Genomic DNA, 24,429 nt, shown 5'->3' with positions numbered 1-24,429 from the left:
ATGTACAAACGAAGAGAAGAGACGATGCCGACGGATGCGAACGAAGAGCTGGCGAAGCAGCTCGAAGCGACGGGCGACTACAGGGTCCTACGCCGCCTCGTGCCGTATCCCGCGAACCTGCGGCCAGACGGGTGCGCGAGGATCGGCGTCGCCATCGACGTCGAAACGACCGGTCTCGACGTCGCGCGCGACGAGGTCATCGAACTCGCCATGGTCAAGTTCGCCTATTCGGCCGACGACCGGGTCCTCGGTGTCGTCGATGTCTTCCAAGCCTTCCAGCAACCCTCCCACCCGATCGCTCCGGAGATCGTCGAGCTGACCGGCATCACCGACGCCATGGTGGAAGGCAAAGCTATCGACGCAAGGGCGGTCGTTCGATTCGTCGAAAACGCTCAAATAATTGCTGCGCACAACGCCTCTTTCGACAGAAGAATTGCCGAACGGTTCTGGCCGACCTTCGTGCACAAGCCCTGGGCTTGTACCGCAACCGGCGTCGCCTGGAAGGAGCACGGCTTCTCGGGAGCGAAGCTCGAGGACCTTCTGGCGCGATGCGGCCTGTTCTACGACGCCCATCGGGCGACCGACGACTGCGACGCACTCGTGGCGCTGCTCAGCCAAAGCTTGCCGCGCGCGTCTGCGACGGTGCTGTCCGTTCTGCTCGCGCGCGCGCGTCGCAAAACCGTACGGATCTGGGCGCTGCAATCTCCCTTCCAGCTGAAGGATATCCTGAAAAAGCGCAATTACCGTTGGTGCGACGGCGCCGATGGCCGTCCGAAGTCCTGGTACCTGGACATCGACGAGGCGGAACTGGAGGCAGAGTTACGCTTCCTCAGAACCGAGATCTACCAGCGCGACATCGACATCGAACGGCAGGAATTCACCGCGCTGGACCGGTATTCGGGAAGATGGTGAACGACAGATGTTCTTGTCGCCACGCTGCTCGGTCTTGACAGAGACTCGTCCTGACTTCCTTGGTCGAGGATCATCGGTCAATACAATCGTCGAGTTCGCCGAGCGCAATGACCGGCTCTCGACGTCAAGATTATAGAAGTCTGATCGGTGAACTGGAGATTACGGCCTGCCCCAAGGCACAAGTCGATTGCGTCCAGGATCGAGACTTGCCGACATCCCCTAGCCCCATTAGGCAATTAATACCGGCGACGGCCACCAATTGAATTCGCGAATGGATCTGAAATTCTTGATTTCGATGTGACGTATACGTGCCAAGCGCCCTCCGTCGTGAACTAGTTTCTCACGACCTTCGCGATCTGCCAATCTTGAGGCATTGGCAATTGGTACGGTCGAAGAGCATTTCCGCAACACGGGTAAACGTCTGACGATCATCCAATAAGGAAGGGCGCTTGCGCGCATGAAGGCGAGCCCCTATGGCTCACAAGAGCGGGCCCTTCGGCCGGTGAGGGACGGCTTCGAACAACGATCTCCGCTAATCCGTCCCGAACTTCAGCTGAATTTGGCACACCCCGACCCCAGGATTATGATTACCCGACTTTTATGGTCTGGGGGACACGCACAGCGGTTTCGGCCAAAAAAATCTAAATTTTCCCCGCCAAACCTCTCCTGACCCCCTCCCAGTCCTCCGGAATCTTGGACTTCGCTGGTACCACCGTGGTATTTGAGGCCGATCCTTGGTCCGGAAAGGAATCGAAATGGCGTCCGAACGGCTCGACCTCACCCCGGAGGTCGCCAAGAAGGCCCTCAGGTTCGCGCTCGAGGGCCAGAAGGGAATCCATGACTTCTGCGACAGGCTGCAGCCCTACCTGGTGCTGCGGATCCGCGGAAACTCCGCGTCCTGGCTGGTCAAGACGCGCGACCGGACGCTGAAGATCGGCGACGCCATGCCCGAGGCGGTCGCGGCCAAGCTCCCGCAGCGGCGCAAGCGCGGCAGCGCCGCAGGCGAACGAATCCTTGGATTGCGCGAGGCGCGCGAAGCCGCCAAGCGCGAATGGGCCAAGATGGGCAATCCCACGGACGCGGCCGAGGCGCCGGCGGGATGGACCTGGGGCAGACTGGCCGAGGAGTACAAGACCCACATCGCCGGCATGCGCGAGGATTCGTCCGGCCGCCCGATCCATCCCTCGGCGGAGACCCAGAGCGACGTTCGGCAGATCTTCGGCCGCAAGGAGGTCGTCAAGCACGAGACCCGCCTGCTCGCCTCCCTCGACGAGAACTGGTTCGAGGAGGTCCAGGAGGCCCTGCACGAGGAGTACGGCTACGACGCCTACAGAAAATTTCGCGCGTATGCCCAGGCGGCCCTGAATTGGGCGGCGGCGTTCAAGCGGAAGGAGAGCGGCCTCATCGGCCGCAAATGGTGGCTGCTCGCGGAGCGACGCCGGCGCACCAAGGACGAGATCGAAAAGAAGGTCGTGCGCGACAAGGCGCGGGCGAAGAAGAAGGAGGACTTCAAGGTCGAGCACCTCGGCATGCTGCTGGCCGAGCACGAACGCTTCTGCGCCTCGCGCACCGGCAACGAACGCATCTCGCCGGGCGTGCGCTGGGGGCTGTGGTGGGACGCCTTGACCGGCCACCGCCGGGGCTCGGGCACGTGGATCGCCCAGGAGGATCTCGACCACACCGACCCGCGCGGCGAGCCCGGTTGGGGCCTAGCCACGTGGCAGCCCGAAGTCATGAAGACGCAGAACCCGTTCACGCTGCCGATTCCGCAGTTCGGACTGCACATCGCCGATTGCTGCATGCGGGATTGGAAGCGGGCGGCCGAACGGGCCGGCATCTGGAACCGGACCAGCAAATGGGTGTTCGCCTCGCGCGTGATGCAGTCAGAGGCCGGAGACATCGCCGTCTCCGGGTCCGCGATGGCAATCATCTGCGCAACATGCGCGGCCTGCGCGAGGGCAACCATCGCGACGTGCTGCGCGGAATCCCGCCCTTCTCCATGCACATCATCCGCTCGACCATGGGGGACTACATCCTCGACGAGACCGGACTCCCGCCCGGCACGGCATCTCTGATGATCGGGCACGAGATCGCCGGCGACCGCAGGAACGAGCTCGACCGAGTGGGACAGACGGGTAAGCGCTGGTACTTCCAGGCGCAGCGAATCCCCGAGAAGACGGCGGCGATGGCGTTGTGGTCCGAGGCGCTCCTGAAAGCGTTCCGAGCGGCAGGCGGCATCTACCCGGACTAGGACTATCGTTTCCGTCCGCGCGGAGCATTCCGCTCTGGCTGCACGAAGAACGTCGCGAGCGCGTGCGGAGCTCGTCGGCTTTCGACCAAGGTCCCGAGCAAATTATAGGGAATTCCGCTCGCCACCGTCGTTCGGTCCGGAGAGTTTTCGACGCACGGAGGCCCGACAGAAGCGGTCCACTGCTCTAACCGCGCCCGGGACGATTACCGTGTTGGAGCGGGGGACTGAAAACGACCACACGACCTTTGGAAGGTAGTCCAATCAAGAGCCTACATGCTCTTTGAATGCCAGCCTCCATTCGAGTCGATGGACGCGCGGTCCGGGGCGATCATTCGCTTTAGGGCCTCCGTTCCCGTTCGCGGCTTTCGGAAGACTTTTTTTGGGAGGGACCGTCCGAAGTGCCGTTCCTCCATCAGCCGACGGCACGCGCGACCGGGCGACACGTCCACTCAACAGCCCCCAGGCGAGCCGGGAAGCGTCGAATTTGCTGCCCCTCGCCCGGATAGATGTGTCGCCTGTCTCAATAGGTTTTCGCAACGATGTGAAGCGGTGCGCCCTGAGATCGAGTCCGTTGGTAATGGGTTTGGCGTTTAGAGCGGCGGCAGTGACGCATCTTTCAGTTCAAGCGCTTTCACCATCGCGGTGTGATCTTGACCACGGCCGAGCGTCGCCGCAGCTTCTTCCCAGACTTCGATGCAACGATCCGAAAGCGGCGCGCTGAGGCCGTATTCACTCCCGATGGCCTTCGCATTGTTGAGATCCTTAACGAGGAGATCAAGACCAAAGCCGGAATCGAATTTTCGCGACAAAACGAACTGATGCATCTTCTTGAGCGATGAGTTGCTCATACCCGTTGATACGTTGAGGATATCGACCACTCGGCCCGGATCGAGGCCGGCACGCTCTCCGACTCTCACGGCCTCTATCGTCGCGAGCAGCGTCGAGGCCGACACAAGATTGTTGAGCGCCTTCATCGCGTGCCCACTGCCCACCGGCCCGGTCTCCAGCACAGTCGATCCCATCAGCTTCAGGACCGGTTCGGCCCGCCGGATGTCCCTGGCATCGCCGCCGACCATGACCGCCAGCTCTCCTGTTCGGGCCCGCGGCACGCCGCCGGACACCGGTGCATCGATCAGGCTGCAGTCGGCCTCAGCCGCGCGCGAAGCGAACAGTTTCGTCTGCGCCGGCGCGCCAGAACTCATCTCGATGATGAGCGTGTTCTTTCGACAATGTGCCAGTACGCCGGTCGCCCCTGTCAGCACGGCGTCGACCTCGCGACTGGTCGGCAGCATGGTGATGACGATGTCGGAGGCCGCCGCAAGCTCGGCCAAAGATCGAGCGCGCTTACCGCCAATTTGCTCGCTGAAGCTCGCGGCGCGGGCCGCATCGATATCAATGACGCAGAGCGGATACGCCGGCAGAAGCCGCGAGGCCATGGGCCAGCCCATGGCGCCCAGGCCAACAAATCCGATGGATGACGATGACATCATGGCGCCTTCGGAGTTGGTTCGGACGCCTTGGCTGGAAGTGCGCCCATTTCGATCAGCACCTCGTTCGCCGCCTTAAAAGCATCGAGCCCCGCGGGAATTCCGCAGTAGATCGTCGCATGAAGAAGGGCTTCCTTGATCTCGTCGACAGTCAGCCCGTTGTTGATGGCCCCTCTCACGTGCAACTTGATTTCCGGAGCGCGGTTCAGCGCCGTCAGCATCGCAAGATTGAGCAGGCTGCGCGTCCGGCGATCGAGGCCGGGCCTGCCCCAGGCGTAACCCCAGCACCACTCCGTGGTGACGCGCTGGAACGCCATCATGAAGTCGTTGGCATTGGCCAACGACTTGTCGACATAGTCAGCCCCAAGGACTTCCCGTCTGAGCTCCAATCCCTCGTCGAAGAGGTCGTCGAGCGCCGCTTGCGTTGTCATGATCCGGTCCTCCACCAAGTTTTGTCATACAGAATGACAATCATTCAACCGCCTTGCAAGACGGATATGCGTCGACTAGGGTGTTTTTCACGCGACTCTAAGGGTTGAGGGGATGGATCGGTCGACCAGACGCCAAGCGGATCAGGCGACGGACGCAGCTAAGCCGCAACAGCCATCCCTGCGTGTCGCCACGCCCCCGACGCTCCGGCACCAGATCGTCGAACGCCTCAAGGAGGCGATCGAGCTTGGCGAGTTTCCGCCGGGCGCGCGCCTCATCGACCGCGAATTGTGCGAGCGCATGGGCGTGTCGCGCACATCGATCCGCGAAGCGCTGCGAGAGCTGGAAGCGGCCGGGCTGATCACGACCTTGCCCAACAAGGGCTCGATCGTGTCGGTCGTCACGCCGGAAATGGCGCGCTCGATCTACGAGGTTCGCGCCGCGCTCGAGGGACTGGCCGCCCGCCTGTTTGCCCGCCGCGCCAGCCTGGACCAGATCGAAGACCTCAAGAAGGCGGTCGACGAACTCGCTTCCGTGTACACGAACTACACGCCGCAACGCTTAAAGAGCGCAAAATCCGAGTTCTACCGGATCCTGCTCGAAGGATCCGGCAATCCCATTGTCGCGGACATGCTCCGCATCATCCACACCCGGGTCTCGCAGCTTCGCGCCACGTCGCATTCGAATCCCTCGCGGGCTGAGCCATCGATCGCCGAGATTCGCGAGATCGTAGCGGCCCTCGAATCCCGAAACGCCGAGGCAGCCTGGTACAAATGCGTGAGGCATATCGAGAATGCGGCGGAAGCTGCCCTCTCGGTACTGGCGGTCCAGCATCCTTCGAAAGCGGGACAGGACAAGGCCGCGGCCAAACGCAAATCGCGCAAGTCGTAGCGATTCCGGGCTTCTTCTTTCGCGCGCTATTACCCCGCACTCACGGAAATTCCGCCGTCGACGTGCAGGACTTCCCCGGTAATGAAGCTTGCCTCCGGTGTCAGCAGAAAGCGCATCGCCTGCGCGACGTCCTGCTCGGTGCAGAGCCTGCGAAGCGGGGTCTTGTTCTTGCGCATCTCATAGCCCTGCGCGTCGACGACAGCGCGCGCGCCAGGCGTCGGCACCGCTCCGGGGGCTACCGCATTGACCCGAATGCCCTGCGGCCCGAGCTCGACGGCCAACGCGCGCGTCAGCGCGACCACCCCTCCCTTCACCGCAGCATAGATCGCAGTATTTGCGTAGCCCTGATCCGCCGCAGGTGAGGCGAGATTGATCACCGAGGCCAGACGCGCAGCATCGCGGTGACACAACAAGGCCTGGACGCCCCAGACCGGAGCCTTCAATCCGATTGCCAGCATCCGGTCCATGGTTTCGGTCGAGACCTGCTCGATCGGCTCGTAGCGAATCCACATCGCGTTGTTGATCACGGCGTCGATGCGCCCGCAGCAGCGCGCAAGCTCCGAGGCAGCGTCCGCGAACCCTCGCTCGGTCGCGAGATCGGCGGCCAGCGGCACGGCGTTTCCGCCCCGATCGCGGATCTGACGCGCGACGTCCTGCGCGCTGTCTCCCGCGATATCCGCGATCCCGACGGTTGCGCCGGCGGCGGCCAGCAGCTCGCCGGCCGCCTGCCCAATCCCGCGACCTGCCCCGGTCACGAGAACGACCTGGTCAGACAAACTCATGGAAATCCTCCCTCCGCTTTGATCAGTATTGACTGACTATCATACAATATGTTTTTGTTCTTGAAAGTCAGACGACCAGGGGAGGAACACATGAAATCGGCCAAGCTGAAGTTGGCGGCGGTGGGGCTTGCCTTGGGCGGCGTGCTTTCGAGCGCAAACGCTCAGACGCCGCCATCCGTGCGCATCGGCGTCATGGCGAAGTTCGCGCAAATCAACGGGGCTGCCATTCTCAATGGCGCAACCCTCGCGACGGAGGAAATCAACGCCGCCGGCGGCATCAAGGGTCGCAAGATCGAGCTGATCACCTACGATGATCAAGGCTCGGCCAGCGACGCCGTCCTGGCGTTTCAGCGCGCCGTCAAACAGGACAAGGTTCATGCCGTCGTCGGCACGTTCCTCAGCGAGATCGCGATCGCGCTGACCCCATGGGCCGCCCGCCTCAAGGTGCCCTACATCGTCACCGGCGCCGGTGCGGATCAAGTCGGCCTGCTCGTGAAGCAGAATTATCCCGCCTACAAATATGTCTTCCGTTCGATACTTCCGGCGAGTTCAACCGCGCGTGGCGTTTGTGAATCGATCGCCGACGTGGCGGTCAAGCAGCTCGGTTACACCAGCGCAGTGCTGATGACCGAGGATGCGGCCTGGACCAAGAGCTACGACGAATTCCTGAAAAACTGCCTGCCGTTGGTGGGCTTGAAGATCGTGGAGACGGTCAAGGTCGCCACCGATACCAGCGATTTCACGCCGATCTTCCAGAAGATCGAGGCCGCCAAACCCAGCGTCATCGTCACCGGCGTCGGAATCATCGGCAACAAGCCGGTCGTGCAGTGGCACAATCAGCAGGTCCCTCTCCTCATGATGGGATACAACGCCCAGGCGGGTGCGAGCGCCTTCTGGAAGGAAACCAGCGGTGCCACGAACGGCGTCGTCACGTTCACGGCCGCATCGGAGGATTCCCCGCTGACGCCGAAGACCGTCCCCTTTGCAAAGGCCTATCTCGCGCGCTTCAACACCACGGCAGCGGCGCACTCCTTCGCGACCTATGACGCGATTTACCTGCTCAAGGATGCGATCGAGCGCAGCGGCACGACGGATGCCGATCCAGTCGCCGACGCGCTTGAAAAAGCCGACTATGTCGGCGCCAGCGGCCGCATCGTGTTCCAGGGCCCCGATGATCCCCTGACCCACGACATGAAGTACGGCAACGGCTTCGTCACCGGTGTTAACATCCAGTGGCAGGAAGGCAAGCAGGTCACGATCTGGCCGCAGAACGCCGCGACGGGTAAGGTCGTCAGTTCTCCGTTCGCATCGAAATAGCTTTCTCTGCAGGGTTCTGCCCAGCCGCTCGACGAGCGGTTGCGCGCAGATCGTGAAGTAGGCCGCCCATGTTGACTCAACTGCTGATCAGCGGATTTCTCATCAGCGCCATCTACGCGCTGGCGACGACGGGATTCACGCTGCTGTATGGCGTCAGCGGAATTCTCAACCTGGCCCACGGCACCACGCTGGCAACGGCCGGGATCGTCGCCTGGTATGTCGCAGGCCTGACGTCATTCGACCCGGTTCAGGTGATCCTCGCCGGCGTGACGTCGGGAGTCGTTGTGGGCCTGCTCACATATGCCTTGATCGTACGCCCGATCCAGCGCTTGCTGGGACTGTCGGAGACCGACGAGCACGTCTTCATGCTGGTCGGCACCCTGTTGTGGACCATCATTCTTCAGGAAGCACTCGCCAATATCTTCGGCGACGTTCCGGTCAGCGTCCCGCAGTTCGTGAGTGGCGTCGTCAATATCTTTGGCGTCCGGACACCGATCTCGAGCCTGCTGGTTGCCGCCATCTCCTGGGGCCTGCTCGGAGCGCTGTGGCTCTATGTCGGATTCACCAAGTCCGGCCGATCGCTGCTGGCCGCCTCGATCAATCCCCGTGGCCTCGTGTTGTGCGGTTTCAATCTTGCCTTGATCCACAGGGTCGTCTGGACGATCTACGGCCTCCTGGCGGGCGTCGCGGGCGTCCTGATCGCGATGGTACATGGCGTGTCACCCAGCGGCGGTCTCGAGCTGACGGCGACCGCCTTCTCAATCGTCATTCTCGGCGGCCTCGGCAGCGTCACCGGATCGCTGATTGCCGCCAATGTCATCGGCTACATCGAAACGGCGACCGCCTATCTCGTGGGGCCGTCGCTGCGGAGCCTGCCATCCCTGATCATCCTGGTCGCGGTGCTCTATTTCCGCCCCCAGGGGCTGTTCGGCCGCCGGTGACCCATGGATGATCTGACAGTGTCGTCTCCCTCCCCCCTCAGACGTCTTTCGGTCCCCACATCCGGCGTGGCATGGCTCGCCGTGCCGTGCCTGATCGCGCTCCCCTTTGTTGGCATATCCGAATACGCGATCGGCATCTTCACGCTCGGCCTGTTCTTCGCGGTCTACGCAATGGGCTGGGACCTGCTGTTCGGCTACGCGGGCGAACCGAACTTCGGCGCGACGTTCCTGATCGGCGTCGGCGCCTATTCCGCCGCGATGCTCAACAGCAACGGGATTGCGCCACCCTGGATCTGTATCCTCGCAGGAGCGGCGATGTCCGTGGCGGCCGGCGTGCTTCTCGCGCTACCGGCCCTGCGGTTGCGCGGTCCCTATTTCGGCCTGGTCACGCTCGTGGCCGTGCTCATTCTGCGACAGCTGATCATCCTGTTCTCGCATCAGACCGGCGGCGAAATCGGCATCGCGGTGCCCGAGGTACTCGCACTGAGCCCCATCGCCAACTACGAAATCGCCCTCGGCTGCGCCATCGTGAGCGCCGGGGTGTTCATCATCGTGGCGCGGTCGCCATTTGGCCTGATCCTCCAGGCCATCGGGCAAGATCCGTTGAATGCCCAGGCGATGGGTTTCAGCAGCGTCAAATACAAGCTGGCAGCCTTCTGCTACAGCGCGCTGTTTTCCGGGCTGGCCGGCGCGTTGATGACGTTCTACATGGGAACGGCATCGCTCAACATCTTCGTCGATGCGGCTGTCGGGGTTCAGATCATCATCGCTGCAATCATCGGCGGCCGTCGAACCATCATCGGGCCCGCGATCGGCGGCGTCTTCCTCATCGTGCTGGGTGAATATATGCGCCCATTCGGCCGGTTGAGCGAACTGGTCGTTGCCGTGGTCGCCCTGCTCGTCCTGCTGTTCCTTCCGAACGGCCTGCTCGGCCTCGTGAAGCTGAAGAGAAGGGCTCACTGATGCTCCTGGAAGCCAAGGATCTGCGCAAGCGGTTTGGCGGTCTTCACGCCGTGGGCGGGGTTGATCTCGCCGTCGGCGAACGTGAGATCGTCGGCCTGATCGGACCGAACGGATCAGGCAAGTCAACGCTTCTCAGTCTTCTGATGGGTATTCATCGGATGGATGGCGGCACGATACGGATCGGAAAAACGGACATCACGGGCTGGCCGCCGCACAAGATCGCGCGATCGGGCATCAGCATGATGTTCCAGCATTCCCGTCCATTGCTCCAACAGACGGTTCTGGAGAACGTCCTGCTCGCGTTGCTTCCCGACAGGATGTTCAATTTTCGCTTTTCTCCTGAACTGGTGACGCGCGCACGCGGTATCCTGGCACAAGTTCAGCTCGCCGAGGCGGCGGACCGGCTTCCCGGAGAGCTGGCCTTTGCCGATCTCCGCCGGCTGGAGCTCGCCAAGACCCTCGCCGCGCAGCCGAAGCTGATGCTGCTCGACGAACCGTTTGCGGGACTAAGTGCCAAGGAGGTTCGGGAGTTCTCGGTCCTGATCCGCGCGATGCGCGAGGAGGGACGCTCCGTCGTTCTGGTCGATCACAACGTCAAGGGCGTACAGGCGCTCGTCGACCGCATGGTTGCCATGAGCAGCGGGACCAAGATCGCCGACGACCGCCCCGATCACGTGCTCGCGGACGAGCAGGTCCGCAGGGTCTATCTCGGGTCCCGCGAGTCCAGTGCGGCAGTCGCAACGGCCGAAGTCCGTTCCGAACCCATCCTCGAGATCGCGGATCTCTCTGTCCAGTACGGCAAGGCCACGGCGCTCGACAAGGTCGCCTTGACGGCGCAACGGGGGGCGGTCACCGCCATCGTCGGACTCAACGGGGCTGGTAAGTCCACCCTGTTTCACGCCGTCTGCCGGCTGGTCCAAAGCAGTGGAACCATCCGCTTCGGCGGCCAAGCCGTTGCCGACAGGCCCGACCAGATCGCGCGCTCGGGGATCGTCCTGTGCCCGGAGAAACGCGAACTCTTCGGCGACATGACAGTGTTCGAGAATCTGCGGATGGGCGGCAGCCATCTCGCGGCGCCGGATTTTCGGCAGAGGCTTGATTTCGTCGAAACCTTGTTTCCTCGTCTTGCCGAACGCAGCAAGCAGAATGCGCGGACCCTGTCGGGCGGCGAACAGCAACAGCTCGCGATCGGCCGCGCGCTGATGATGAAGCCGAAGCTGCTCCTGATCGACGAACCGACGCTCGGGCTCGCACCCGTCGTCCTTGATCTCATCTCCGAGACGATCGAGAGGCTGCGCGCCTCCGGGGAATTGTCTCTGTTCATTGCCGAGCAGAACGTCACTTTCGCGCTTCGTCACGCCAATTCGATTCACCTGCTCGAACAAGGACAGATCGTCTGGTCGGGCCCCACCCACCGATTTGCCGACGAGGTCGGCCACAAGGTGCTGTAACGTGTCGGAAGGATCGCTCATGGAGATCGAGACCACAACTGTGCAGGCCCGCGGCAAGACGTTCGCAATTCACGGGTTCTGCGCGCCCCGCTTCGCAGGCGTGCGGGACGCGTTCATGGAGAACTACCGTCTCGAGGACGAGGTCGGTTCGGCCTTCAGTGTGGTCGAGAATGGAAAGGCAGTCGTCGATCTCTGGGGCGGTTGGCGTGACGCGTCCTGTACGCGGCCTTGGGAGCGCGACACCATCGTGTGCATGATGTCGGTGGTGAAAGGCCTCAGTGGCATCGCCTTCAACATGATCATCGATCGGGGCCTCGTGGATCCCGATGCGCCTGTTGCGAGATACTGGCCCGAATTCGCGGAGAACGGCAAGGAAGCGCTCCCAGTCCGCTTTGTGCTCGATCATCGGGCCGGACTCCCGGTGGTCACCGCACCCCTTCCGCAGGGCGCGATGTTCGATCGCGAGGCAATGACAAACGCGCTGGCCGCCCAGGCCCCGCTATGGGAGCCCGGGACGCAAGCCGGATATCACATTCACACCCAGGGGTTCCTTCTCAGCGAACTCTGCCGTCGCGTCACCGGCAAGACGATTGCCCGCTTCTTCCGCGATGAGGTCGCGTTGCCGCTCGCAGCCGACTACCAAATCGGCGGCTTGTCGGATGCCGATCAGATGAGATGCGCAGAACTTCAGCCCGTCCTGGAAGGCACGCTGTTCGCCGTCAAGGACAAGCAGCCGGATACGCTCCTCGGCAAGGCATTCGCCCAGAACCCGGACGAACCGTGGCCGGTGACCCTCAACTCGAAAGCCTGGCGCGAAGCCGAGATTTCCAGCGCCAATGGCCACGGAAACGCACGCGCGGTCGCGCGCATCTACGGCGTGGTGGCGAGGGGCGGAGAACTCGATGGCGTTCGCCTGCTCTCGCTTGCGGGGATCGAGCGCATGCGTACCGAACAGCACAACATGACCGAGGTCATGCAACAGCGCCCATATCACCAGGGCCTTGGCGTTCTCCTCAACACCGCGGAGGCGGTTTGGATGGGGCCAAATCCCAAGGCCTTCGGCCATCATGGGATTGGCGGATCAATTGGAATGGCGGACCCCGAAGCAAAACTCGGCATTTCCTACAGCATCAATCGCATGCATGCGCGCGGAGACAATGGCCCGCGCGCACGGCGGCTGATCGAAGCCGTGTACGCATCGCTTTGATGGAGTTTTGACGTGGATCGCTCGACAAGCAAAAACGTAGCCGTAATCACCGGTGGCGCTGGCGGCATCGGCGCCGCCACGGCGGCAATCTTGCAAGAGGACGGCTGGCGCGTGGTCATCGCGGATCTCGATCTGGCCCGCGCCGAGGCAGAGGCAATCCGTATCGGTGCAACAGCCTGCCATATCGACATCTCCAGCAAGCAGTCGATCGAGGAGGCCGCCGCGTGGGTCGAACGTGACGTCGGCCCCTGCGGCGCTCTCGTCGCATGCGCCGCGCATCTCGAGAATCCGCACCGGCCCGAAAATCAGGACATCGCCGAGTTCGATCGCATCATCGCAACCAATATCCGTGGAACGTTCCTGACGGTGACGGCGTTCGGCGCCAGCATGCTGCGACGCGGCCGCGGCTCGATCGTCACCATCGGGTCCATCACGGCGCTCAATTCATCCCCGCTCGTCGCTTACGGACCATCCAAATCCGCCATCCTGGCGATGACGCGCGATTTCGGAGGCGCCTGGGGCCGAAGAGGAATCCGGGTCAACTGCGTGTGTCCGGGTCCAACAAGGACCCCTGCCGTCGAGGCAAGCTACGCCAGAGGTGAACGCGACCCCAATGTCATGACTGCGCAGACGGCGCTCGGGCATCTGGTCGATCCCCGCGACGTCGGCCACGCGGTCGCATTCCTGCTGTCGGAAAAAGCGCGTTCGATTACAGGCAGCATTCTGCCAGTGGATGCAGGCACGCTCGTGGGCCAGCTCTGGGCTCTTTATGGTGGCTTGCCCGCATAGAGCGCCGGCAACTTTTCGAGAGCTATGCAGAAGAGTGGCAACGGCAAACATCAGGAAATGGCCCGGCGGCATTTGGACGAGATCGCGTGGCGTTGCGCGCACCGATACGGCCGTCTGGAGGCCTGTTGACCGCCAGCTCCCAGAGGCCGCCGCCGCGCGACGGCTCTTAAGGGACCACCTCTGCGGACGCCCCCTCAGAAGTCTTGTTTAGCAGCGGGTCGACCTCCCCGCCGCACGAGGAAGTATCTGGGAATTGGTGGGCAGACGACCGCGCTTCACGAAGCCCGGTTCGAAATCGAACCTTTTCCCCAGCCGGGGCCAAGAGCGACGCGTCCGTATCCCCTGGACCTGACCCCGGTCGCATCCGCGTAGTGAAAGCCTTGGCCTGTTAAACGGCGCCAGAGTTCGGCGCCGTTGCGGCAACCAGAATTCATTAATCCACATCAGCGAATGGCTCCGACGCTGCTCGAAGCGAACGCTCAATCGCATCGAGAATTGGCCGGATCAGTTATTACAACGCGTCCGACCTGTCCCCGGACGAAGACTAGACAGGCGCTTCGGCCGCTCTACGGCGCCTTGCAAACGAAGTTGGCGGCGTCCTCGATATTGGCCTGCCCCGAATAAGCGGCATAGGCCGGATACGGACACAGCGGCCGCGTGCGGTTCGGGCTCCATGAGGCCGGGATTTCCTTGTTGGCCGGGTCGATGGAGGCAACGATCCGCTCGGGCGCCTTGCCCTGCTCCACCCAATCGGTCAGCGCCGTCAGCGCATCGAACTTATCGAGCGCAACTCCACCGCCGCAATGTGTCCCGCCCGGTATGGTGAAGAGGCGGACGAAGCCATCTGCATGGCCCTGCGCGTTCTTATTCAACCGGTCATACCACCGGATCGTGTCGTTGACCGAGAACACCGGATCGGCATGACCGTGATAGATGAGCATCTTGCGGCCAGCGGCTTGCAGGCCTGTGAGTTTAGGGTCGTCAATGTCGGGAGGCGTCATGAAGTCCACGGCCGATTCGGTGAACGTACCGTCCTTGGCGAAGATTTTTGGCGCGTCCTTGTCGAAATCATACGCCTTCAGGGCCTCGATCAGCTTGTCATTGCTGCCCTCCACCGCAACCGGCGGCGTCGAGAAGATGTAGTTCAGCGATGCCGCACCCATCGTGGCGATGATCGGGTAGTTGTTCCAAGGCCCCACCGGGCTCTCGACCTTCCAGGCGCGCCAATTGCCGGTGCCGATGCCGCCGTCGAGTGGCCAGTCCGAATAGAGCGCCTCGCCTTTTGAATTTTTTGGCCCGGCGAGGCTAGTCTTCAGCGCCTCGACCTTGGCTTCCGGCAGGCAAGCATTGGTCTGCGCCGATGTGCATACGAGGCTCCTGAAATCAAACGCCTTCTGGCAGGCGGCGAGATTGGCGGTCAGGCCGTCCTTGGCACCGTCCAGCGCGTCGCAGGCCTCCGTGATGCGCGAGGCGACGAGTTGCGCATCCTCTTTGGTGATCGACTTGCGGAGATCCGGATCGGCTTTGAGAAAAGCCTGCACGTCCCATGCGTGTTGGATCGCCGCGCGCGGCAGGTCGAAGCCCGGATTGCCGACGAGGAAGCCGTCGTAATTTTCGGGCATGCGGGAGGCGGCGACCATCGCATGGCGTCCGCCGTTCGAGCACCCGGCCATGTAGGAACGTACCGGCTGGCGGCCGTAGTGCAGCGCGATCACCTTCTTCGCAACGGGTGAGAGCGTCATGTCCGCGGCATAGCCATAGTCGCGTCGCGCTTGCGGATCGAGCCCGAAAGCCGCACCGGCCGCGAGTCCCAAGGGCTTGTTCGCGGGATCTGAGCCCGAATGCCCGCTATCGGACGACAGCACCGCGAACCCTCGCGCCAGCGGCACCGCGCCGTCCGATGCAAGACCGTCGGGCTTGGGACCTAGTGCAGGCACGACCACGCCGTCATTGCCGCCGTTCACCTGATGCAGGAAGCGGCCGTTCCAGTCGACCGGAAGGCGGAGTTCAAACTGGATGGCGTAGGACTTTCCATCCGCGCCGATGCGCTGGTTGGCAAGCCCCGTCACGATGCAATGTTTGGGCAGGCCGTTGGCGGCCTCCTGTAGCTTGGAGGCCGCGATCTCGACGCCGGATGTGGCCAGTGACGCGGAGGTCACCGGCGAGCAGGCTTCGCCATCGGCGCGGACCAATGCCGTCGATCCCAAAAGAGCAGCCAGCGTAACTGCCGATACCAAGCTAGACCTCACGGCGGCCTCCCATTTGATTATATTTTATAATTATTACGCCGGATCCTCAATCTGGCAAGGGCCGTTCTAGCGGAATTGTTGCGGGCCCTGCTCCGAAGATCCTCGCCAATGCCGCACGCAAGCGACGTGCGCCTCCTTCTCGGAGCCTTGGCTTCAGGTCGTCTTCGCATCTCTGGACGCCCGCCGCGCCGCCACTTCCCTAGGTTCGGAGCGTATTCTTCGCAAAGCTTAACATGCCTGAATTGCCCGACCGGGAAACCCCGCTAGAATGAGGCTTTCCCTCATGGGGGCAACTCATGTTCGACACTGCAACCACCGCGATTTTGCGCGCGATTCTCGACGAAGTCTGCGAAAGCGTCTCGCGCCGCGAGATCGGAGCACGTACTCAGGTCGCGTCCAAGATTCTGGAGGCCGCCACGAGAGGCGAACTTTCGACAGATGCTCTCAGTCAGGTCGGCCGTGAAGCCCTGTCCCGCGCCCCCACGATGTGGCGCTGATTAGTCTGGGGCGGAGCGTGAACTTCCAGGTGACGGTCCTGAAGATTCTGGTGAGCTATCCGGATGGCTTCGCCGTCATGGAGGACCTCAAGCGGGACATGGCCATCCTGGCGACCAGCGGCCGCGATTGGGCGGACCGGACCAAGCGCCTGGCGGCGCGGGCGCCGGGCCTCGACATCTTTTCACAAGGACTGGTCGAACGCATAAGCGGAGGGTGGATGATCACGGCCAAGGGACGGGACGTGCTCGAGCTCATGGAAGGCCGCCCGGCCGCGCCCGAACCAATCCAAATGACTTCGGCCGATGAGGCTACCGGGTCGGTGTCCGCGCCAGCGCCGGTTCCTCCGCTTCGGCAGCCCGCTGACCGTGCGAAGCGGCGACGCGAACGCCGCGAACGTCGTCGGGAGGCTCGCGAACGAGCTAGGGCGAACGCTTCCTGAAGATAGACCGGGACGCCAAGAAAGAAGCACAGTTGTGCACCGGTCCTACAGAGGCGGTAAGGCGCGAAAGGCGGAGGATGGAAGTCGAACCCGCGCGGTATCGCCCGCCGCCACCGATCCGCCGGCCCGCACCACGCCTAACACCCGCATTTGAATGGCGGGCCGGTTTCCGCCGACGAGAGCACCTCCCGTTTCATGCCCGTAAGGAAGCGCTCGATGAGGACGCAGGGCGTTCGGAGGCCGGTCAACTCTATGATCGCCGCGGGTCCGAGCTCGATGAGCGTGCCGAGCGGCAATCGCTCAAGGGCCAAGCCGGCAGTGGTGATGTTCTTGCCGAGCTCTCCCGCTCCGACCTTGAAGCCAACAACCTAAAAGACAAGTTGCAAGCAATCCTCTAGAACTTCGTTGGAGGGAGTTCTCAAATGCGGCCCGTCAGCGAATGGACAGAGAAAGATATCGACGACCTTTATCACGGAGAGATCGAGGAAAGCCTCACGCTGGAGTACAAGCGCTCCGACGCGTTGAGTAAAGACAAGGAGCACAGGAGGGAGCTGTTCAAAGACGTGTCGGCCATGGCGAACGGCTCGGGTGGCATCATCATTTACGGGATGAAGGAAATCGATCAGAAGCCTGATGGTACCGACGACGGTCTCGATCCGAACGTGGTGACGAGGGAGCAAATCGAAAACGTCCTGATGTCGAACATCGATCCGCCGATCGAAGGTCTGTTCATCAAGCCCGTAGAACTGACCAGCAAGGGTACTGGCAAGGTCGCCTACGTTCTACAGATACCCGCCGCGAAGTCTCGCGGGCCGCACCAAGCGCCCGACTTCAGATACTACAAGCGGTTCAATTTCAAGTCGGAGCCGATCCGCGACAACGATGTTCGCGACCTCATGCGGCGCGGCATCGAATATGGTCGCAAGTACGGCGCCGCTTTGGACCTCTATGTCGAGATGGCCAGAATATCCTCTGCGGCAGGAGCGAGAGCGACGCCGGGAGCGGGTACATTAGACATTGGCAGGGCCATAATCTCAGTATCTCCCGATTTGCGATCCGCAGGTAGCGCCCTGGTGTTGTTGGCTCCTGATCTGCGGAAAGTCGTGCCGGGAGTTATCATGCGCGTTGATTCATATAACGCGAAGGTAGAAGCCCGAGGGGGCGTCAATATCCTCCTAGACAGTTCTGCGCGCGTCGAATTGGCCAAAATCAAAGAAGCCGCCGATGAAGTTTGTTCGCAGCTCTCAAAAATCTTGGATCAAGAGCCCTAGGTTCTTGACCATGCGGCGCTTGGCCCAATGCTCGGAAACCTGCAGCACCCGTGGTGCCGTCGATGTGGCGAACGTCGTGCCGTCATTCCAAAAGGTTTGGACGCGTTCGTTAACCATCGTTCGCCCAAATATTTTTTCCGATTGAATGCAATCTGTTACGCCCTCGTTGATCGAACGAGTCCTTGAAAGCTCGGTCGTGAACGCTCGGCCCCGTTTGACGCCGCGGGATACGGCTCCCAAATTACCCGCACGGCCAACAACAGTGGGAGAGTGCGAATGAGCGTCGAAGAGAATCTGATCACGAGTTTGCTCGACGGAAGCGTCACGATGGAGACCGCCTGCGGCTCGACCTCGGAGATCGTCGCCGTGTGCCTAGCTCTGGGCCGTTACGACGAACTTCCAGACCCTTACCGCGCCAAGAAGGATGCCTGGGACCGTTTGGACATGCGGCAGCGCAAGATCGTGCGAAACTACAATCCCACGTTCCGAGACGCGAAGTGGGACGGGCCGAGCATGTACGGTTGATTTCGTCCGTACCGCCTACCATCACCAAACTTATCGGAGAGTTCACGAATGACTTCCGTTCAGGATTACAAGGTTCACTCCATCATGCCGGCGACCTGGATCGGCCCCGACGTGTTCTATGTGGCCGCCGACGACGAGCGCGGCGTCCTGCTGCGGCTGGACAACGACGTGTGGCGCGCCTGCTCGTCGGTCACGCAGGTTTTCGAAGGCGGCATCTTCGTCGCGCGCAAGAACATCGATCTGATCGAGGCAGGGGAGCGGGCTCTCGCTTTGGGGCGAGGCTCCGTCCTCCTGAGCCAGCTCGAGGAGGAGCGCACAGCCGCGAAAGTACGAGCTGCGGAGCGTTGGAAGCATCTCATCGAACGCGGCGCCAGCGGAAAGGGCCCCAGAGGGACCGAATCCAAAGGAGAATGGTTTCTCGTCGATCTCGCCGGCACGCTCCTTCCTTGTGGAATGCCGGCTCTGGAATTTCTCGAACGCTTTTCGGCGTCTGAGCTGGAAGGCATCCGCGACGCCATGAGGATCATGGGTCCGGAAGGTTGGTACTGGCCTGTTGTAAGCCGGACGACCGACGGAGCGGCGCCGTCTCCCAAGTGAGCATCTCCTGTCCGCGGGTGGAGGGTGTGACTTCGAGCCACGACCAGCCTTGTCGTCGGCAAAAACGGGGATCACGGCCGCGATCCAAACCCGACGTGCCCCTTTACCTAGAGATCGATATTGGCAGCGCCGACGCCCTCGTTTTCTCCGACGAGCCCTGAGGGAGAGCTGGGAAGGCGCTCCCGGCTCGAAGGCAATTCATTGCCTCCCTCCGTCTTACGCGCTAGGCAAGCTTCGGACAAATCGCCGCATCCGGACCAATGAAGAAAAGCAAGGGCAATTTGGCGTCAAGGCCACGCCTTTCGGACGTCGCAAACGCAGCAGGCGTCTCGTTGGGCGCCGCATCGAAGGCCTTGTCGGCGCCGGACGCCGTCCGTCCAGCCACGCTTCGAGCCGTTCGGCGGGCCGTGGAATCGTTGGGTTACATTCCAAGCGGCGCGGCTCGCGCGCTTGCCAGCCGGTCGACGGGGATGGTGGGCGTCGTGCTTCCGACCATCAACAATCCCGTGTACGCGACCTTCGTGCATGAGCTTCAGAAGACGCTCGCCAGGCAAGGCCTGCATTTGCTTGCGCTGGCGCACGAATACGACCGGGAAAGCGAGATCCGACTCATCGAACGCCTCGTAAGCCGCAGCGTCGACGCTCTCATCATGATCGGGACAGACCACGACGACCGCACGACATCGCTCCTGAAAAAGATCGGCATGCCGCACGTACATTGCTGGTCCAGCGACAAGGCCCCGAGACAGGGTGCACTGGGATTCAACAACCAGGCGGCGATGATCAAGGTGGTCGATCATCTTGCGGACCTTGGCCACAAACGGGTCGCGATGGTCGGCGGCGAGACGTGGAACAACGAGCGCGCTCAGTGGCGCCTGCGAGGAGTCAAGAAGGCGGCAGCCGTCCACAAGATCGAGCTGGTCGAAGTCGCGACCGTGCCGCTCACCATCGCGGGGGGACAAATCGGTTATCGCCAGATCGATCCGGTCCGGAATAAGATCACGGCGTTGATCTGCGGCACCGACCTTCAGGCGGCCGGCGCCTTGCATGCCGCCCGCACGGAGGGAGTGGTTCTTCCCGACCAGCTCTCGATCACCGGGTTCGACGATATCGAGATGGCGGCGCTCCTCTCCCCGGCGCTCACGACCATTCGTGCGCCCATCGCAGAACTGGCGGTCACGACCGGCAATGCGATCATAGGCATGTTGCAGGGCGAAGGCATCCCGAAGTCCCTGTCGCTACCCACAGAATTGATCGTCCGCCAGAGTACGGGCCGAGCGCCGGACTAACCCATCGTGATCAGCTTGGTATCGCTGTACGCCTGAAGCCCCTCGATCCCGCCCTCAGACCCGAAGCCACTTGCCTTGACGCCGCCGAAGGGGGTTTCCGGGGTCGAAACCACAAGCGAATTGATGCCGATCATGCCCGTCTTGATGGAACGGCCTATGTCGCGGATCCGCTTCAAACTCGACGTGAAGGCGTAGCCCGCCAGGCCGGCGTCCACCGCGTTCGCTCGTTCGATTGCTTCGTCGTCGTTGGCGAACGACACGACAGGCGCGATCGGACCGAAACATTCCTCTCGCAACAGAAGAGCATCGTCGGACAAGTCGGAAAGGACGGTCGGCGCGAAGAAATTGCCGACGTTCCCCAGCCGGCGGCCGCAGGTCATCAAACGCGCGCCGCCTTTCTGTGGGTCCTCCACGAACCGCTGCATCGCGTCTACCCGGCGTTCGTTGGCCAGCGGCCCCATATCAGCCTCCGGATCGAGCCCACTCGCGACGCGCATCGACGAAAATCGTTCGGATAGATCCCGGGTAAAGCGCTCGTAGAGGCTCTCGTGCACGAAGAAACGGCCCGGGCTGACGCACACCTGTCCGGCATTTCGAGTCTTTCCGCCGGCGAGAAGCCGAAGGGTCGCATCGTAGTCGGCGTCATCGAAAATAAGGACCGGCGCATTGCCTCCCAATTCCATCGTCACGCGTTTGACGCCGTCCGCAGCAAGCTTCATCAGGTGAATGCCGACGGCCGTGGACCCTGTAAAGCTAATCTTGCGGATCTCGGGTCGGGCTATGAGGTGTCTAGAGATATCGGAAGGCACGCCGAATACCAACTGGGCGCACCCGCGAGGAAGGCCAGCGTCATGCAAGGCGCGCACCAATTCGACGGCGCAACCGGGCGTTTCCTCGGACGCCTTCAGAATGACCGAACATCCCGCCGCCAAAGCGCCGCCCAGTTTGCGAGCCGGAGTCAGGGCCGGAAAATTCCAAGGCGTGAAGGCTGCACACGGACCGACGGGCTCGCTTACGACGAAATGATCCAGGCTCTCGTTGCGAGCCGGTACGATCCGCCCGTAGGCACGTCGCCCCTCTTCGGCATACCAGTCGAAGAGCTCCGCGGAATGGATTATCTCGCTCTTCGATTCTCCTATCGGCTTGCCCTGCTCCAACGTCATGATGGCAGCAATGCGGTCGAGACGCTCGCGGATGAGATCCGCCGCTCGACGCAGGACCTTACTGCGCTCGAAGGGCGAGACTGCACGCCAGGCGGCGAACGCCTTCGCGGCCGCGCGGACCGCTTCGTCCAGCTCGGCGGCGGTCGCATGCGGAAGCTCCGCGAGCACCTGCCCCGTCGCTGGATTGAAGACTGGCTCGCTCGATCGTCCGTGTTCGAGGCCTCGCTCGCGACCATCGATCCAAAGTGATAAGGTGCCATAATCGGCTGTAGTCATATCCTCTCCAAAATCATATCGGCGCCTTTTTCCGCAATGGCGATCACCCCGGCGTTGGTATTGCCTGAAATGACGGCCGGCATGATCGAGGCGTCGACTACGCGCAGGCCATCGATGCCCTTGACGCGCAAGCGATCGTCGACAACGAGTCCCAATGCGGCGGTGCAGCTGGCATGGTACAACGAGCCGCCGGTCCTGCGCGTGTACTCAAGCAGTTCCTCGGCCGACGTGTTCGACGACCCCGGCATCTCCTCTGCGGCGACGAATGGAGCCATTGCAGGCTGGCGCATGATCGATCGGATCAGGCCCAGTCCGCTGACGACCGCTTCGCGGTCCCCCTGCGTTCCTAGATAGTTGGCAGAGATTTCAGGAGCGACCGATGGATCCGGAGAGGTTATCCGCACGTATCCGCGACTTTCCGGCCGCAGTTGACAGGCCGAGGCGGTAAAGCCGGAGAAATCGTGCAGCCGCGTCCCCATCGCGTCTGTACTGAACGTGATGAAATGCACCTGGATGTCCGGTCTTCGGTCGGTAGCTAGTTCCGTGCAGAAGAACCCTCCCGCGTATCCGGCGGAAACGGTCAGCCCTCCCTTTCGTTGCAACAAGTATTTCAGCCCCAGCCGAAGAGTTCGAAGCGGGGATTTGAGATCATCGTTCAAGGTCACGGGCTTGGATGCCCGATAGACGACCCGCGCCTGCAGATGATCCTGGAAATTCTCGCCGACGTGCGGGAGATGATGGACGACGTCGATGCCGAACCTGCTCAACCGACCGCTGTCGCCAACACCGGAGAGCTGGAGAAGTTGCGGCGTGTTGATGGCTCCGGCGCTGATGATGATTTCGCGCCGCGCCGAGGCGATCTCTACGCGGCCCTTTCGCGTCCATTCGACGCCGGTCGCCCTCCTCGCGTTGAAGATAATCCTTCGAGCGAGAGCTCCGGTTACGACCTTGAGATTCTTGCGGCTTCGTATGGGCCTCAGATATGCGACCGCGCTGCTCGCGCGCCGCCCTCTGCGGGCCGTCGCTTGGTAATAGCCGGCACCCTCTTGACTCTCGCCGTTGAAATCCGGATTGACCGGATGCCCGCCCTCCCTCGCTGCGGCGATGAACGCGTCGCACAAAAGATGCGGTTCCGTCGGATCAGACACGCTTAGGGGTCCCCCGACGCCGTGATAGCTGGATGCTCCCCGCTGCTGGTCCTCGGCGCGAATGAAATACGGTAGCAGATCGTCATACCCCCAGCCGACATGGCCGGCCGCTCGCCAGGCGTCGAAGTCCTCCCGCTGACCTCGGACGTACAGCAATCCGTTGATGGAGGAGGATCCGCCGAGCACACGTCCACGTGGCTGAGCGATGCGACGCTCGTGCATCTGCGGTTCGGGCGCCGTTTCATATAGCCAATTGAGGCCAGGATGCTTGAATAGTTTACCGTAGCCGAGAGGCACGTGGATCCATAGATTCCTATCTTCCGGTCCGGCCTCGAGTAGAAGAACACGGTTTTTCGGATTGGCGCTGAGCCGGTTCGCGAGGACACAACCCGCGCTCCCCGCCCCTACGACGATGTAGTCGAACGTTTCCATTTCGCTCATGACAGCTTTTCCAGCACCAACCGAGCGATAGCCATCGAAGCTGTGAGACCCGGGGATTCGATCCCGAACAGATTGACCAAACCGCGACGACCATGTTCGCTTTCCGATGAGATGACGAAATCTCCGGCCGGCTCGCCGCGGCCGGAGATTTTGGGTCTGATGCCCGCATAGGCGGGATGTAGGCGCCCGGGCTCGATATTCGGCCAAATGGCGCGTGCCGCAGCCAAAAACGCTGGTTTGCGGCCGGCATCGACGTCGTAGTCGATCTCGTCGATCCATTCGACATCAGGCCCGAAGCGAGCTTGCCCTGCCATATCGAGGGTAAGGTGCAGGCCTAATCCGCCCGCCTCGGGCACCGGATAGATGAGGCGTGAAAAGGGCACTCGTCCGTCGTAGGCGAAATAAACTCCGCGCGCCAATCGCAATGGAGGCACGTACTTTGCCTCGACCCCCTCGATTGCGGTGGCGAGCTTTTGGGCGCCGAGCCCCGCAGCATTGACGAGGATCGGGGCCGAGACGACCGCATCGTCTTCACCTTGGATCCAAACATCCCAACCGTCGCCTCGCCCGCCGACGCGCTCGACAAGCGTGTTGCGAGCGAAAACTGCTCCCCTTTCTTCCGCCTCTCCCAGCATGGAAAGCATCAGCACGTGAGAATCGACTATTCCGGTCGACGGCGAATGAAGGGCCGCCGCGCATGTCAGCGCGGGCTCCAGCGCCTGCACGCCCATTGGGTCCAGCAGGTGCAAGTCGTCCACCCCGGCAGCCTCGCCTTTGCCTTTCAACTCTTCAAGCACGGCAATCTGCGTCTGAGTGGTCGCGAAGACCAATTTTCCGGACCGACGATGCGGTATGTTTCTCGCCCGGCAATATTCGTAAAGCAGATGCTTGCCTTTGACACACAATTTCGCCTTGTTCGACCCGACCTGATAGTAAAGTCCCGCGTGTACGACCTCGCTGTTGCGGCTGCTCGTCCAACTACCGAAATGACTTTCGCCGTCCAGCAGGATGACCTCTCGACCGCACATGGCTAGTTCATGGGCGATGGCGATTCCCACCACTCCCGCTCCCACCACAATAGCGTCGACTCGATCTGGCATATCTTCGATTTTT

The 24,429-nt window shown here is 62.1% G+C and carries 24 protein-coding genes; 17 read left to right on the top strand and 7 right to left on the bottom strand.

Going from position 1 to position 24,429, the window contains the following annotated elements:
* The 3 genes from XH88_RS19410 to XH88_RS19400 all read left to right on the top strand — a co-directional run bounded on the left by XH88_RS19410 (nt 1) and on the right by XH88_RS19400 (nt 3,163).
* On the top strand, nt 1-912 hold the full coding sequence (locus tag XH88_RS19410) for a 3'-5' exonuclease (RefSeq protein ID WP_271670392.1): 912 nt from the start codon (nt 1-3) through the stop codon (nt 910-912).
* 755 nt (nt 913-1,667) lie between these two features.
* Nucleotides 1,668-2,987, top strand: coding sequence for a hypothetical protein (locus XH88_RS19405; protein ID WP_271669854.1), 1,320 nt, complete (start codon nt 1,668-1,670; stop codon nt 2,985-2,987).
* The gene (locus XH88_RS19400) at nt 2,987-3,163 is read left to right on the top strand and encodes a hypothetical protein (RefSeq protein ID WP_271669853.1); all 177 of its coding nucleotides are present in this window, start codon (nt 2,987-2,989) and stop codon (nt 3,161-3,163) included. The genes XH88_RS19405 and XH88_RS19400 overlap by 1 nt, the downstream gene beginning before the upstream one ends.
* A 590-nt stretch (nt 3,164-3,753) precedes the next feature.
* Here the strand turns inward: XH88_RS19400 and XH88_RS19395 are convergent.
* On the bottom strand, nt 3,754-4,650 hold the full coding sequence (locus XH88_RS19395; RefSeq protein WP_271669852.1) for an NAD(P)-dependent oxidoreductase: 897 nt from the start codon (nt 4,648-4,650) through the stop codon (nt 3,754-3,756).
* The gene (locus XH88_RS19390) at nt 4,650-5,081 is read right to left on the bottom strand and encodes a carboxymuconolactone decarboxylase family protein (protein ID WP_271669851.1); all 432 of its coding nucleotides are present in this window, start codon (nt 5,079-5,081) and stop codon (nt 4,650-4,652) included. Before XH88_RS19390 ends, XH88_RS19395 begins: the two co-directional genes overlap by 1 nt.
* A gap of 112 nt (nt 5,082-5,193) precedes the next feature.
* On the opposite strand from XH88_RS19390, the gene XH88_RS19385 reads away from it, so the two are divergent.
* Complete coding sequence (locus XH88_RS19385; RefSeq protein WP_271669850.1) at nt 5,194-5,970, top strand: GntR family transcriptional regulator; 777 nt, start codon at nt 5,194-5,196, stop codon at nt 5,968-5,970.
* Between the two features lie 29 nt (nt 5,971-5,999).
* Here the strand turns inward: XH88_RS19385 and XH88_RS19380 are convergent, their stop codons facing one another.
* The gene (locus tag XH88_RS19380) at nt 6,000-6,752 is read right to left on the bottom strand and encodes an SDR family NAD(P)-dependent oxidoreductase (RefSeq protein WP_271669849.1); all 753 of its coding nucleotides are present in this window, start codon (nt 6,750-6,752) and stop codon (nt 6,000-6,002) included.
* Between the two features lie 90 nt (nt 6,753-6,842).
* On the opposite strand from XH88_RS19380, the gene XH88_RS19375 reads away from it, so the two are divergent.
* The 6 genes from XH88_RS19375 to XH88_RS19350 all read left to right on the top strand — a co-directional run bounded on the left by XH88_RS19375 (nt 6,843) and on the right by XH88_RS19350 (nt 13,420).
* Entirely contained in the window at nt 6,843-8,069 is a 1,227-nt protein-coding gene (locus XH88_RS19375) for an ABC transporter substrate-binding protein (RefSeq protein ID WP_271669848.1), read from the top strand.
* Between the two features lie 68 nt (nt 8,070-8,137).
* Entirely contained in the window at nt 8,138-9,010 is an 873-nt protein-coding gene (locus XH88_RS19370; RefSeq protein WP_271669847.1) for a branched-chain amino acid ABC transporter permease, read from the top strand.
* Nucleotides 9,011-9,028: 18 nt separating this feature from the next.
* The gene (locus XH88_RS19365) at nt 9,029-9,973 is read left to right on the top strand and encodes a branched-chain amino acid ABC transporter permease (RefSeq protein WP_271669846.1); all 945 of its coding nucleotides are present in this window, start codon (nt 9,029-9,031) and stop codon (nt 9,971-9,973) included.
* Nucleotides 9,973-11,424: an ATP-binding cassette domain-containing protein gene (locus XH88_RS19360; protein WP_271669845.1), complete on the top strand. Its 1,452-nt coding sequence runs from the start codon at nt 9,973-9,975 to the stop codon at nt 11,422-11,424. The genes XH88_RS19365 and XH88_RS19360 overlap by 1 nt, the downstream gene beginning before the upstream one ends.
* Before the next feature lies 1 nt (nt 11,425).
* Nucleotides 11,426-12,631 (top strand): serine hydrolase domain-containing protein, encoded by a 1,206-nt coding sequence (locus tag XH88_RS19355; protein WP_271669844.1) that lies wholly within the window; start codon nt 11,426-11,428, stop codon nt 12,629-12,631.
* A gap of 12 nt (nt 12,632-12,643) precedes the next feature.
* Nucleotides 12,644-13,420 (top strand): SDR family NAD(P)-dependent oxidoreductase, encoded by a 777-nt coding sequence (locus tag XH88_RS19350; RefSeq protein ID WP_271669843.1) that lies wholly within the window; start codon nt 12,644-12,646, stop codon nt 13,418-13,420.
* A 566-nt stretch (nt 13,421-13,986) separates the two neighbouring features.
* Here the strand turns inward: XH88_RS19350 and XH88_RS19345 are convergent.
* Nucleotides 13,987-15,657: a tannase/feruloyl esterase family alpha/beta hydrolase gene (locus tag XH88_RS19345; protein ID WP_271669842.1), complete on the bottom strand. Its 1,671-nt coding sequence runs from the start codon at nt 15,655-15,657 to the stop codon at nt 13,987-13,989.
* Nucleotides 15,658-15,965: 308 nt separating this feature from the next.
* On the opposite strand from XH88_RS19345, the gene XH88_RS19340 reads away from it, so the two are divergent.
* From XH88_RS19340 to XH88_RS19310, 7 genes are all read left to right on the top strand, one after another.
* Complete coding sequence (locus XH88_RS19340) at nt 15,966-16,166, top strand: hypothetical protein (protein WP_271669841.1); 201 nt, start codon at nt 15,966-15,968, stop codon at nt 16,164-16,166.
* A gap of 17 nt (nt 16,167-16,183) precedes the next feature.
* On the top strand, nt 16,184-16,606 hold the full coding sequence (locus XH88_RS19335; protein ID WP_271669840.1) for a hypothetical protein: 423 nt from the start codon (nt 16,184-16,186) through the stop codon (nt 16,604-16,606).
* Nucleotides 16,607-16,683: 77 nt separating this feature from the next.
* Nucleotides 16,684-17,004: a hypothetical protein gene (locus XH88_RS39260; protein ID WP_271669839.1), complete on the top strand. Its 321-nt coding sequence runs from the start codon at nt 16,684-16,686 to the stop codon at nt 17,002-17,004.
* 24 nt (nt 17,005-17,028) lie between these two features.
* Entirely contained in the window at nt 17,029-17,877 is an 849-nt protein-coding gene (locus XH88_RS19325) for an AlbA family DNA-binding domain-containing protein (protein ID WP_271669838.1), read from the top strand.
* Between the two features lie 276 nt (nt 17,878-18,153).
* On the top strand, nt 18,154-18,402 hold the full coding sequence (locus tag XH88_RS19320) for a hypothetical protein (RefSeq protein ID WP_271669837.1): 249 nt from the start codon (nt 18,154-18,156) through the stop codon (nt 18,400-18,402).
* 84 nt (nt 18,403-18,486) lie between these two features.
* Nucleotides 18,487-18,999: a hypothetical protein gene (locus XH88_RS19315; protein ID WP_271669836.1), complete on the top strand. Its 513-nt coding sequence runs from the start codon at nt 18,487-18,489 to the stop codon at nt 18,997-18,999.
* A gap of 260 nt (nt 19,000-19,259) precedes the next feature.
* Nucleotides 19,260-20,288, top strand: a complete 1,029-nt coding sequence (locus XH88_RS19310) for a LacI family DNA-binding transcriptional regulator (RefSeq protein WP_271669835.1) — start codon at nt 19,260-19,262, stop codon at nt 20,286-20,288.
* Here the strand turns inward: XH88_RS19310 and XH88_RS19305 are convergent.
* From XH88_RS19305 to XH88_RS19295, 3 genes are read right to left on the bottom strand one after another with little or no spacing between them, the layout of a single operon-like run.
* On the bottom strand, nt 20,285-21,727 hold the full coding sequence (locus XH88_RS19305; protein ID WP_271669834.1) for an NAD-dependent succinate-semialdehyde dehydrogenase: 1,443 nt from the start codon (nt 21,725-21,727) through the stop codon (nt 20,285-20,287). The genes XH88_RS19310 and XH88_RS19305 overlap by 4 nt on opposite strands.
* Nucleotides 21,724-23,316 carry a GMC family oxidoreductase gene (locus XH88_RS19300; RefSeq protein WP_271669833.1) on the bottom strand — a complete coding sequence of 531 codons (1,593 nt, stop codon included), beginning with the start codon at nt 23,314-23,316 and terminating at the stop codon, nt 21,724-21,726. Before XH88_RS19300 ends, XH88_RS19305 begins: the two co-directional genes overlap by 4 nt.
* The gene (locus XH88_RS19295; protein ID WP_271670391.1) at nt 23,313-24,416 is read right to left on the bottom strand and encodes an NAD(P)/FAD-dependent oxidoreductase; all 1,104 of its coding nucleotides are present in this window, start codon (nt 24,414-24,416) and stop codon (nt 23,313-23,315) included. The genes XH88_RS19300 and XH88_RS19295 overlap by 4 nt, the downstream gene beginning before the upstream one ends.
* Nucleotides 24,417-24,429 lie beyond the last annotated feature (13 nt).

The sequence above is a fragment of the Bradyrhizobium sp. CCBAU 51627 genome, assembly GCF_028128765.1.
Lineage (GTDB): Bacteria > Pseudomonadota > Alphaproteobacteria > Rhizobiales > Xanthobacteraceae > Bradyrhizobium.
The sequence above is the reverse complement of the archived record's forward strand: the minus strand, read 5'-3'. Positions and strand labels throughout refer to the sequence as shown.